General features: G+C 60.3%; 10 protein-coding genes. All 10 read right to left on the bottom strand.

Annotated features, from left to right (window positions below; translation table 11 throughout):
- Nucleotides 1–60: 60 nt before the first annotated feature.
- The gene (locus tag JW799_RS20560) at nucleotides 61–990 is read right to left on the bottom strand and encodes an ABC transporter permease (protein WP_205431467.1); all 930 of its coding nucleotides are present in this window, start codon (nucleotides 988–990) and stop codon (nucleotides 61–63) included.
- A 61-nt stretch (nucleotides 991–1,051) separates the two neighbouring features.
- Nucleotides 1,052–2,116: an ABC transporter permease gene (locus tag JW799_RS20555; protein ID WP_240353360.1), complete on the bottom strand. Its 1,065-nt coding sequence runs from the start codon at nucleotides 2,114–2,116 to the stop codon at nucleotides 1,052–1,054.
- Nucleotides 2,113–3,651: an ABC transporter ATP-binding protein gene (locus JW799_RS20550; protein ID WP_205431466.1), complete on the bottom strand. Its 1,539-nt coding sequence runs from the start codon at nucleotides 3,649–3,651 to the stop codon at nucleotides 2,113–2,115. The genes JW799_RS20555 and JW799_RS20550 overlap by 4 nt, the downstream gene beginning before the upstream one ends.
- A 124-nt stretch (nucleotides 3,652–3,775) precedes the next feature.
- Complete coding sequence (locus JW799_RS20545; RefSeq protein ID WP_420830694.1) at nucleotides 3,776–4,939, bottom strand: BMP family ABC transporter substrate-binding protein; 1,164 nt, start codon at nucleotides 4,937–4,939, stop codon at nucleotides 3,776–3,778.
- A gap of 192 nt (nucleotides 4,940–5,131) precedes the next feature.
- Nucleotides 5,132–6,172, bottom strand: coding sequence for an XdhC family protein (locus JW799_RS20540; protein ID WP_205431465.1), 1,041 nt, complete (start codon nucleotides 6,170–6,172; stop codon nucleotides 5,132–5,134).
- Between the two features lie 11 nt (nucleotides 6,173–6,183).
- A complete protein-coding gene (locus JW799_RS20535; protein WP_080840136.1) occupies nucleotides 6,184–7,509 on the bottom strand; it encodes a 5'-deoxyadenosine deaminase in 1,326 nt (441 codons plus the stop codon).
- A 26-nt stretch (nucleotides 7,510–7,535) separates the two neighbouring features.
- Complete coding sequence (locus JW799_RS28890) at nucleotides 7,536–7,793, bottom strand: PucR family transcriptional regulator (protein ID WP_240353359.1); 258 nt, start codon at nucleotides 7,791–7,793, stop codon at nucleotides 7,536–7,538.
- The gene (locus JW799_RS20530) at nucleotides 7,793–9,145 is read right to left on the bottom strand and encodes a PucR family transcriptional regulator ligand-binding domain-containing protein (RefSeq protein WP_240353358.1); all 1,353 of its coding nucleotides are present in this window, start codon (nucleotides 9,143–9,145) and stop codon (nucleotides 7,793–7,795) included. Before JW799_RS20530 ends, JW799_RS28890 begins: the two co-directional genes overlap by 1 nt.
- A 174-nt stretch (nucleotides 9,146–9,319) precedes the next feature.
- Nucleotides 9,320–10,777, bottom strand: a complete 1,458-nt coding sequence (locus JW799_RS20525; RefSeq protein ID WP_080840138.1) for a DHA2 family efflux MFS transporter permease subunit — start codon at nucleotides 10,775–10,777, stop codon at nucleotides 9,320–9,322.
- A 35-nt stretch (nucleotides 10,778–10,812) separates the two neighbouring features.
- A complete protein-coding gene (locus JW799_RS20520; protein ID WP_080840140.1) occupies nucleotides 10,813–11,262 on the bottom strand; it encodes a MarR family winged helix-turn-helix transcriptional regulator in 450 nt (149 codons plus the stop codon).
- Between the last annotated feature and the right edge of the window lie 34 nt (nucleotides 11,263–11,296).

Raw genomic sequence — 11,296 nt, 5'->3', positions numbered from 1 at the left:
GTTTCTAACGGCGGCTAAAAAACTTGTTTCGGCGAAAAAGCGGGTTTTGAATTCGCCGGTTCACGATCGCTGCTCCCGAATGTACGGAACCCCGAGCGCTTCCGGCGCCCCCGTCGGCTTGTTGCGGTTCCGCCAGCCCAAATACATCAGAACGGCGATCGTGACGATGTACGGGATCATCTTCAGAAAATAGGACGGAATCTCGCTGCCGAGCAGTTGGATTTTAAAGCCGATCGTATCCATGACGCCGAAAAAATAAGCGCAAAACAAGGCGCGCAGCGGATTCCACCGGGCGAAAATGATAAGCGCCACCGCGATCCAGCCGCGGCCGGCCGTCATCCCCTCGATCCAGGTCGGGGAATAAACGAGCAGCAGATCCGCGCCGGCCAGCCCGATCAGAACCGAGCCGGCGGCAACGCAGCCGTACTTGAACAACTGGACGCGGATGCCCATGACGTCCGCCGTCGCCGGATCGTCCCCGATCGCCCGCAGGTGCAGCCCCCAGGATGTCCGATGGATGAACAGATGCAGCGCGAGGACAAGCGCGAAGCTCAGCCAAGCAAGCGCATCGAGGCGGGCGAACACGTCGCCGACGAACGGAATCGGCGCCAGAAACGAAAGTTCCACCTTCGGCACGGCGCCGGGAAGAGGCAGCCCCGTCACGGATTTGCCCAAATAGGCGCTCAGCCCCGCCCCGAACAGCGTCATCGCCAGCCCGCTGACAACCTGGTTCGTCCGGAGCGTGACGCACATAAACGCATGCAGCGCCCCGAGCGCCGCCCCGATGCCGGCGACCGCCAGCAGCGTCAGGACGAAGCTTTCGGTTTGCAGAAACACGATGCAGGCCGTCACCGCCCCCATCAGCATCAAGCCTTCCGCCCCGAGCTGGATGATGCCCGAACGCTCGATCAGGATCCCTCCGAGCGTCGCGAACAGGAGCGGGGTGCCGGACGCGATCGCGGCGGTTGCCAGTTGGGCGAGCCAATCCATTTCCCCACCTCCTATCGGCCGTTGCGGCGCAAGCGGAATTTGGCGAGCATGTTGCCGGCGATCAGGAAAAACAGAATGGCCCCCTGCAGCATGCTTGAGATCGAAGACGGGAGGCCCAGCGTTTGCACGCTGTAGCCCCTACGATCAGACCGCCGAACAGAACCGAAGCGGCGATCAGGCCGAGCGGATGCAGCTTGGCGATCCAGGCGACGATGATCGCGGTATAGCCGTAGCCGGGCGAAATGCCGTACATCAGCCGGTGCGCGACGCCCGACACTTCGGCCATGCCCGCGATGCCCGCAAGCGCCCCGCTGACGATCATGACGACGAGAATGTGGCGATTGAGGCGGATGCCGGCGTTTTTGGCGGCTTCCGGATTGGCGCCGATCAGCCGCAGCTCGTAGCCCCAGCGCGTGTAGCGAATCGCCAAAGCGTAGACGGCGACGGCGGCAAGCGCGATCGCAAGGCCGAAGTGCAGCCGCGTACCGCCCAGCGTCGGCAGCGACTGAGCCTCGGTGAACATCGGCGTGCCCGGAAAATTGAAGCCCTTCGGATCGCGCCACGGGCCGAACACGAAGTAATCGAGCGCCAGCAGCGCCACATAGTTCAGCATCAGCGACGTTATGAGTTCGTTAACCTGGAAAAACGCCTTCGGGATGGCGGTCAGCGCGCCCCAAACCCCGCCCGCGACAACCGCAAACGCGATCATGAGCGGGATGGCCGCATAAAACGGCAGTTCCGGAAAATAAATCGTGACGGCGGTCGCCGCGATCGCCCCGGCGGCAAACTGGCCTTCCGCGCCGATGTTCCAGACGGAAATCCGGTAAGCGATCGAGACGCCGAGGCCGCATAGCAGCAGCGGAATCGCCTTGACCAGCGTTTCCGTAAACCCGAATTCGCTGCCGAACGCTCCTTGGAGCATTTTGGCGTACACTTCGACCGGATTTTTCCCGTTTGCGGCGATGAAGACGGCGCAAACGAGAAGCGCGAGGACGACCGACGCGATCGTCATCCACCAAGGGCTCTCCTTGCCGGCGGGATCGATTTCGATTCGAAACGGAAAGCGTCCGGGCGCGCGCGCCGTCCGCGGCTCCGGCGGCAAGGCTGCGGTCGTTCGCTCGCTCATCCCGCCACCCCCTTTTCCGGCGTTAGCCCGGCCATGTACATGCCGATCGTCTGACGGTCGGCTTCCTCCCTTCCCATCTCTCCGACGATCCGGCCGCCATAGATGACCAAAATCCGGTCCGCCAGCCGCAAAATTTCATCCAGGTCCTCGGAGATGAGAAGGACGCCCTTCGAATCGTCGCGCAGATCGGACAGCATGCGGTGCACGCCTTCGGCCGCCCCGACGTCAAGTCCTTGGGTCGGATGAACGGCCACCATGAGCAGGGGCCGGCGATCGATTTCCCTGGCGAACAGAAGCTTTTGCTGGTTGCCGCCGGACAGCTGCCGAACCGGCGTTTCGAGATTCGGCGTCTTGACGTCGAACCGCTCGACGAGCTTCTGCGCCCACTCGCGGTTCGCGCCGATCCGCAAAAATCCGAACTTCGAACGGTCGGCCGTCCGGTACGACTTGATCAGCAGATTGTCGACGGCGCCGAGGCTGCCGGCGAGGCCGCTCTTCATCCGGTTTTCCGGAACGTGGGCGATGCCGGCTTCGATCGCGGCGCGGACGGATGCGGCGTTGAACGACTTGCCGGCAAACGAGACGCTCCCCTTCTTCCATGAAATCAAGCCGCCAAGCGCCTCGGCCAGTTCCTTCTGCCCGTTGCCGGCAACGCCCGCCACGCCGACGATTTCGCCTTCGTACACGTTCAAGGTCAACCGGTCGAGCGCTTTCCGTCCGTGTTCGGCGTAAACGTCCAGCTCCCGAACGTCAAGCAATAGATTTCCTTTCGGACGCGGCGCCCGTTCGCGCGAATCGGCGGCGACGTCCTTGCCGACCATCCAAAGCGTCAATTCCCGTTCGCTCGTCGCGGCTTTATCGACCGTACGGATCATCTTCCCTTTGCGCATGACCGAAATGCGATCCGCCGCGGCCATCACTTCCTTCAGCTTGTGCGTCGTCAAAATGACCGTTTTGCCCTCGGCTTTCATTTGCTCCAGCGTTGCGAACAGCCGTTCCGCCTCTCCCGGCGTCAGAACCGAGGTCGGTTCGTCCAAAATGATGAATTCGGCTTCCCGGTACAGCGTCTTGACAATCTCCACCCGCTGCTGTTCCCCGACCGACAGCTGCCAGATCGGCCGATCGACCGGAAACGCCAGTCCGAACCGCCGCGCGATCGCATCGATTTCCTCCTGTTTTCGCCGCATCCATTTCGCCCCCCGCCATAAGGAGCCCTTCTCGCCGAGCACGATGTTCTCCGTCGCCGTGAGCGTCTGCACAAGGCGGAAGTTTTGATAGACCATGCCGATTCCGAGCTTGGCCGCGTCTTTCGGGGACCGTATCCGCACGTTTCGGCCATGGATAAAAATGTCGCCGCCCGTCGGACGATAAACGCCCGACAGCATGCACATGATCGTGCTCTTGCCGGCTCCGTTTTCTCCGAGCAGAGCGTGAATCTCGCCGGGCTTGCAGCTGAAATCGACGCCGTCGCTCGCCAGCACGCTTCCGAACCGCTTGACGATCCGCTTCATTTCGAGCGAGAACGTTTCCGCCATTGCCGTTTCCTCCTTGCGCTCCGCCTCGAGGGAGCAACCATGCCTGCACCCTCGCCCTCGGCGCTCTTCTTCCGCTTAAACCAACAAATCCCTTGCGCAAGGGATTTGTCGGTTCGAATCTTCCTTATTGGGGAATCGTGCCTTCCACGCCTTCGACGAACCAGTTCATTTCAAGAACTTCGGCATCCGCAAGCTCCTGTCCCGCGGCGATTTTCTCCGTTCCGCTTTGATCCTTGATCGGTCCGGTAAACACGTTCAGCTCGCCGGCCACGAATTTGGCCTTCGTTTCCTCGACCAGCTGTTTGACGTCGTCGGGGACGCTCGGGCCGAGCGGCGCGATATCGACCATGCCGTCCCGGAACGAGCCGAGGTACGGTTCGTTCGTCCACGTGCCGTCCATGAGCGCCTTCACTTTTTTCACGTAGTACGGCCCCCAGTTCCAGACCGGGTTCGTCAAGTACGCTTCGGGAGCGTACCGCGTCATGTCGGAGTCGTTGCCTCCGGCCATCGCGCCCCTTTCGGCCGCAGCCTGCAGCGCCGCGGGCGAGTCCTGATAGGCGAGCAGCACGTCGGCTCCCTGGTCGAGAAGGCTGATGGCGGCGTTTCGCTCCGTCGTCGGATCGAACCAGGTGTTCGACCAGACGACGCTAACTTTGGCGTCCCGGTTGACGCTTTGCACGCCCAGCGTAAACGCGTTGATGTTGTATATGAGTTCGGGGATCGGGAACGCGGCGATATAGCCGATCTTGTTCACCTTCGTCATTTTGCCGGCGGCGATCCCGCTCAAATAGCTCGCTTCCCAGTTTTTTCCGAAATACGTGGCCATGTTGTCGTTCGTCTTGTATCCGGAGACGTGCTCGAACTTAACGTCGGGGAACTTCCGGGCGACGCTCAGCGTTTGATCCATGTATCCGAAGCTGGTCGTAAACACGATGTCGTGATTTTGCGCCAGTTCGGCGATCACCCGTTCGGCATCCGCGCTTTCCGGAACGTTTTCGACCGTGTCCGCTTCGATGCCGAGCTCCTTTTCCATGTACAGCCTTCCTTGGTCGTGCTGGTACGTCCAGCCGCCGTCCCCGGGAGGACCGATGTACACGAAGGCAACCCGCGGATTCTCGATGCCCGAAGCCGGCCCCGGCCCGGAAGGCGATTCGCTTGCCGCCTGCGACGACGGCGCCGCCGGCTCGCCGGAAGCGGACGAATTTCCGTTATTGCCGCCGCCGCACGCGGACAGCGCGGCCGTCAATGTCAAAATCCCGATAGCGCCCAGCGACCATGACCTTTTCATCCTTTTCATTTTTTTCCTCCCCGACTCTCTGTCTTCGTCTTGGAGTCCAATCTCGGATGTAGTTCATACTATAAGGTCGCGTTATTTTCAAGTCAACTTAAATGACATTTAATTGGACGCAAGAATAAAAGGACCCCTCGCGCATTGTGCGCCGTGCACTCTCTTCCGATATAAGTCAAGTTTCCTGACGTTTTATCTCCATTCGCAGACGTTTTGGGCCTCGAAAACATCAGCCTCGCCTAACGCCGGCATGCCCGCGGCTTCGGTTCGCCGGCCCGCCGCCGAAGCGCGAAGACCGCTTCTCACCGCAATGAGCTCGGCCGCAATGCTGACCGCGATTTCCTCGGCGCCCTCGCTGCCGATCGACAGGCCGACCGGAGCGTGCACGAAGTCCCTCTTCGGCAATCCGTCGAACAAATGCCGGATCCGGCTTTGCGAGCCCATCACTCCGACGTATGCGGGACCGATCGCCAGCAGCAGCTCCAGCATTTCGCGATCCCTTTGCAGCTGGTGTCCGCACAAAAGCGCGTAATCGCCGGCGCCGATGTTCAGGCGTTCGGCAATCGCCGCGGCCGATCCGACCGCGAGCTCCAAGCCGGGAAATCGCTCTTCGCTCACGAGCGAAGGCCTCCAGTCGGCTACCGCCACTTGAAAGCCGATGCGGCCGGCCAGCCGCACGATCGGGTCCGCATCCCTTCCCGCGCCGAACAGAATCAGCCGCGGCCGGGGCTCGAACAGCTGACTGAAAAAAAGCGCTCCGCCTCGCTCCAGCTCTCGTACCCGCGAATTCCCGCCCTCGCTGCCCGCGGCCGCCGCGAGCTTATACCGAAGCCCGCCATCCGCGCGGATTCGCTCCAAGCATACGGCTTCTCCCCGAGCGTTGCGTTCGGCGATTTGCCCGAGCAACCTTCGCAGCTCGCCGCCGACCGGCTCCAGCAAAATCCGCAGCGCGCCCCCGCAGCCGACCGCCTCCCCCCACACCGCGTCCTCCTCCGGACGCAGATCGTAGGCGACAATCTCGCTCCGGCCGCTGCGGAGCAGCCCGCGAACCCGCTCGCGAAGATCGGACTCCAGGCAGCCGGGGCTGACGCTCCCGACCGCGCTTCCGTCCTCCTTCAGCAGCATCATCGCGCCGGCTTTTCGATAAGCGTGGCCTTTCACCTCGACGACGGTAGCCAGGACGGCCGGTTCCGCGTTCCGCCGAAGAAAGGACAAAATTTCGTAACCGTCCATCCGTATCCCCCCTACCCGATTCTGGCGAGCAATTTCGCAAGCGACCGGTCCGCTCCTTTGAGCGCGGCCGACTTGTCGATCGTCCGCACGACTTTGCCCGACATGACGATTTCCCCGTCGATCATCACCGTATCCACATCGCCGCGCGTCGCGGCATAGACAACGCGGGAATACAGGTCCGCGTCATGCGAAGGATACGCATGAAAGTCTTCCAGATCGAGAAGCTGAAAATCGGCCAGCTTCCCGGGTTCGATGCTGCCGATATCCTTCTCGAGGCCGAGCACTTCCGCCCCGCCCATCGTCGCCATGCGCAGCACCGTGCGCGCGTTCATGACAGTCGGCCCGTGCTGCACCTTTTGAATGAAGGCGGTCAGCCGCATTTCCTGAAACATATCGAGGTTGTTGTTGCATGGCGCGCCGTCGGCGCCGATTCCGACCGCGACGCCCCGTTCCAGCAAATCCGGAATTTCGGCGATTCCGGAGGCGAGCTTAAGGTTGGAACCCGGACAATGCGTCACCTTGACGCCGCGGTCCCGAATGATCCGCTTTTCCTCTTCATCCAGCCAAATGCTGTGCGCCAGAATAAGATTCGGCCGGGCCAGGCCGATATGGTCGAGATAAACGACGTTGCGCATGCCCCTTTCCGCTTCCACGATGGCGATTTCCTCGCGGTTTTCGGAAGCGTGGGTATGCACCCGAACCCCGTATTGCGCCGACAAATCCCGCACGCCGACAAGCAGCCGTTCCGTGCACGAAACGACGAAGCGCGGGCAGAACGCGTACTGGATGCGGCCGTTGGCCGCCCCGTTCCATTTTTCCAGCAAATCGACGCTTTCCTGCAGCGATCGGTCCGTATCCTCCTGCAGGGCAAGCGGCACTTCCGTCCCGTGATCCATCATCACCTTGCCGGATATGGCGCGAATCCCGCTTTCCTTGATCGCCTGAAACGCCGATTCCGTATAATGCACCGTTTCCATATCCAAAATCGTCGTCGTCCCGCTCCGGATCAGCTCCCCCGTGCCGAGCAGCGCGGAATAATAGATCGAATCCTCCGAATGCGCCGCCTCGAGCGGCCAAATCCGCTCGCGCAGCCAGTCGATCAGCGCCAGATCGTCCGCGCGCCCGCGAAACAGAGTCTGGCACAGGTGGATATGCGTCTGCACGAAGCCGGGCAGCAGAACCTTCCCGCCGGCTTCGACGATGCGGTCCGCCTCCTCCCGGATGTCGGCGCCGATTCGTTTGATCCGGTTCCCCTCGACCAGAACGTCTCCATGCACGATATCGCCCGATTCGTTCATCGTCATGATGATCGCATTGCGAACAAGCGTAGTCGCCATTGTTGCTCCCCCTTTTTTTTGAACGGTCAGCGAACGCGCTCCGAACGGCTTCCCGCCCCGCCCGACAACCGCTTCCGGAACAGAAACGCCATCTTGAGCCGGAGCAGATCGTTTATCCGCTTAAAATCGACATCCAGCAGCTCGCCCAGCTTCTCGATCCGGTATGTGGCCGTGTTGCGGTGAATGAACAGCTTCTTTGCGGTTTCGTTCAGCTGGCCGTCGTTTTCCAAATACGTTTCCAGCGTTCGCAGCATCTCCTGAACATATTCCGGATCTTTGTTCATCAGGCCGCCGAGCAGCCGGTCGCAATAAAATTGCATTTTTTCCGTGGGCACATTTTCGAAAATGAACGCAAAATCGAGCGTCTCGTAACGCAAAATCCGGTCGCCGATCCCCCAGTCCCGGGCCAAGCGCTGCGTTTCCGCGCATTCCCTGAACGCATCCGCAAGCAGCGCGGGCTGTTTCTTTCGGCTGCTGACGGCCGCCTTCGGTTCCGCTCCTTTGTAGCAGGCGAGGCAATGGTCCAGCGCCGCGGCCAGCCCCCTCCGTCGTCGGCTTCCGCCTCCGGAAACAACGACAAGAGCCCTTCTTCCATTACGATATGCGTCCCCTTCAACTCTTGAAGGCGGGTATGGCAAACGTATTCCTCTTTCAAAGCTTCCAGCGTTTCGGCGCGGGCCGCCTCGCTTGCCATGCCGGAGACGTCCGTCAGCACGCAGCGGTAGGCGTTCCGGAACAAATCGATATCCCACCGGTCCGCATACTCCGAAAGCGCCTCGGCCGACAGGCCGTTTTTCAGGTGGCGCTTGACGAGCTGCCCGAAATCCTTGCGCACCGACAGCTCGTAAACATTTTCGTAGTTAAAATTCAAATGAAAGGCAAGAAGTTCGGCCGCCTGGACGTACAGGCTTTCCTCGATCGCGGATAACGCCATTCGCGGGGTAAAAAACAGCACGTAACCGGTGCAGCGCTCCGAATGTTTAAGCGGCACGCCGAACGCCTGCCAGCCCCCTTCCTTCACCCACGTCGGATGCTGCGGCCATGGCCGGCCGCGCGCCAGCTCCGCTTCCGGCAGCCCGGTCGTGTTGTAGACGAGCTTCCCCCGGGAACCGACGATCGCGATCGGGTCGCCGATCACCTCCGCCACCGAATCGAACAGTTGACGGACCGGGTTGGCCTGGAGCGCGAACCGCATCAGCCGGACCTGCTTGTCGAGCACGTCCTGCAGCACGCTCGTATTGCGCTTCATTTCCGCATGGAACAAACCGTTCATCTGATCGGAAAACGTGAACTGAAACGGAAGCTCGATGAGAGGAAAGCCGAGCTTGTCGGCCCGTTCGACGAGCGGTTCGGGGACGGAGGACCAGAAGCGGCCCAGCTTGATGCCGAGTCCCGACGAGCCTCGGCGGTCGAGCCTGTCGATGAGGTCCGCCGCTTCCTCGGGCCGATCCTTGATCAAATAGGCGGTCGTAAACAGCATTTCGCCCTCCTTGATCCAATCCGTAATGTCGGGCGCGTCCATGACGTTGACGGACTTGACGATCCGGTTTTTGCCGGCATCGCCCGCAATCAGCTTCGCTTCCGTAAGCGGATAGACGGATAAGGCTTGCTCGACGGTCAAATACATCGTACTCATAGATCCCCCTCCGCCTCGTCATCATTAATAACATTTTAGGTTCGACATCGCCTCAATGCAATAGTTTATGTAAAGTTACATAACATTTAAATTGATTTTTGTCGGTTATTAATACAAAAAAAACCATCCCCGATCGCGGCGCGATCGAAAGGATGGCATTTGAGAGGCCGCCCGTTACTTGGCAGTCGCGGGCTTCGGCGCCTCGGAGGTTTTGGCGAAATCCTCGCTAGGCTTCGTCTTTTGAATGAAGAAGGAAAGCGCCAGCGCGGCAATCGTGAACCAGAACGCGTACAGGAACGCGTGATTGATGCCCGCGACGGTCGCATGCCGGGTCGCTTCGAGCACGGCTGCGGTGTCGGTCTGGGCGATGCCTTGCGAGATCATCGCTTCCGTCAGCTCGCTCTTCGTTTTGTTCGACATGATCGAGACGAGCAGCGCGGTGCCGAGCGCTCCGGCGACCGTTCTTAGCGTCTGCGACATGGCCGAGCCGTGGGCGTTCAACCGCTGCGGAAGCTGGTTGAGGCCGGCCGTTTGGATCGGCATCATGAGCAAGCTCATGCCGAACATCCGGATCGAGTAAATCCAGATCATGTGCGTGTACGACGTGTCGACCGTCAGTCTGGAAAATTCCCAAGTCGTCGCCGCCGTAATGGCAAGGCCGACGACCGCGAGCCAGCGCGCGCCGATTTTATCGAAAATCGCCCCCGTAACCGGGCTCATCAAGCCCATGAGAATCGCTCCGGGCAGCAGCAGCAAGCCCGACTTCATCGGCGTGAAGCCCAGAATGTTTTGCAAATAGATCGGGGTCAAAATCATCCCGGCGTACATCGCCATCGTCACGATAACGTTGATGACCGTCGTCAGCGAAAACATGTTGTACTTGAACACCCGGAACTCGAGCACCGGCACCTTCGTCCGAAGCTCGCGGAAAACGAAGAGCAATAGCGACACGGCGCCGACGACCAGCGACAGAATGACGGTCATATCGCTCCAGCCGTCCTCCTTGTTGCCGACTTCGCTGAAGCCGAACAGCAGGCCGCCGAAGCCGAGCGTCGACCAGATAACGCCCCACGTATCCAATTGGGGATTCGTGCGCTGGCCGACGTTTTTCATGAAGATGCCGCCGAACACGAGCGCGATGACGGCAAGCGGAAGCAGCAAGTAAAACAGCACGTTCCAGTCATAATGCTCGACGATCCAGCCGGAAAGCGTAGGACCGACCGCCGGCGCGAAAATCATCGCGATGCCCATGACGCCCATCGCCTTGCCGCGTTCTTCCACCCGGAAGATGGTCAGCGTGACGACCGACATCAGCGGCATCAAAATGCCGGCGCCGGCCGCTTGCACGATTCGGCCGATCATCAGCATCGAAAAGCTGCCCGATATCGCGCAGATGAGCGTACCGATCGTAAACAGCCCCATCGCCGTATTGAACAGCTGTCTAGTCGAAAATTTTCCTACGAGATAAGCGCTGATCGGGATCAGCACGCCGTTGACGAGCATGAAGCCCGTCGTCAGCCATTGGGCGGTATTCGTCGTAATGCCGAGATCGTCCATGATTTTCGGCAGCGCGACGTTCAGCAGCGTCTGGTTCAAAATCGCCACGAACGCCCCGATGATCAAAGCCGCCATAATCGGCGCCCTTTTAAATTGTGCAGCAGCCTGACTCATTGTTCATTCCCTCTCTCCACGTTCTGTAATTTCTCTACGATCGCCCGGTGGATGCGCAGCAATTGATCGATGTCCCCTTCGGGCAGCTCCGTCAGCGACGACATTCCCAGCATTGCGGAATCGTTCGCTTTCCGCAGCAGCTCCTCGCCTTTCGGGGTCACATTCAAGGCAACGGTGCGCCGGTCGGTTTCCGGCCTCTCGCGGGCGACCATGCCCGCCTTGACCAGCCGGTCCACGATGCCGCTGGTCGCGCTGTTGCCGATATGAATAAGTTCCGCCAACTCGGTCAAGCTGATGCGCGGATGCTTCTTCAACGTCTTCAAAGCGTGGAATTGAATCGGCGTGACTCCCATGCCTTCCGCCGCCCGCCAAATCGCTTGATGAAACACCTGGTTTACTTCGCGAAACGATTTGAACAGTTTGCTTATTTGCAGCTCATCCTCCATTCCAGACAACTCCTTATTACTAAAAGATATGCCT

It is taken from the genome of Cohnella algarum (genome assembly GCF_016937515.1).
Taxonomy (GTDB): Bacteria; Bacillota; Bacilli; order Paenibacillales; family Paenibacillaceae; genus Cohnella; species Cohnella algarum.
This window is presented reverse-complemented; position numbering and strand designations above follow the sequence as displayed.

Excerpts from the sequence above, each read along its gene's own strand:
- JW799_RS20535 (WP_080840136.1), bottom strand. The coding sequence starts at position 7,509 with ATGGCGACTACGCTTGTTCGCAATGCGATCATCATGACGATGAACGAA.
- JW799_RS28890 (WP_240353359.1), bottom strand. The coding sequence starts at position 7,793 with ATGAACAAAGATCCGGAATATGTTCAGGAGATGCTGCGAACGCTGGAA.
- JW799_RS20555 (WP_240353360.1), bottom strand. The coding sequence starts at position 2,116 with ATGAGCGAGCGAACGACCGCAGCCTTGCCGCCGGAGCCGCGGACGGCG.
- JW799_RS20545 (WP_420830694.1), bottom strand. The coding sequence starts at position 4,939 with ATGAAAAGGTCATGGTCGCTGGGCGCTATCGGGATTTTGACATTGACG.
- JW799_RS20550 (WP_205431466.1), bottom strand. The coding sequence starts at position 3,651 with ATGGCGGAAACGTTCTCGCTCGAAATGAAGCGGATCGTCAAGCGGTTC.
- JW799_RS20520 (WP_080840140.1), bottom strand. The coding sequence starts at position 11,262 with ATGGAGGATGAGCTGCAAATAAGCAAACTGTTCAAATCGTTTCGCGAA.
- JW799_RS20530 (WP_240353358.1), bottom strand. The coding sequence starts at position 9,145 with ATGAGTACGATGTATTTGACCGTCGAGCAAGCCTTATCCGTCTATCCG.
- JW799_RS20540 (WP_205431465.1), bottom strand. The coding sequence starts at position 6,172 with ATGGACGGTTACGAAATTTTGTCCTTTCTTCGGCGGAACGCGGAACCG.
- JW799_RS20560 (WP_205431467.1), bottom strand. The coding sequence starts at position 990 with ATGGATTGGCTCGCCCAACTGGCAACCGCCGCGATCGCGTCCGGCACC.
- JW799_RS20525 (WP_080840138.1), bottom strand. The coding sequence starts at position 10,777 with ATGGCGGCTTTGATCATCGGGGCGTTCGTGGCGATTTTGAACCAGACG.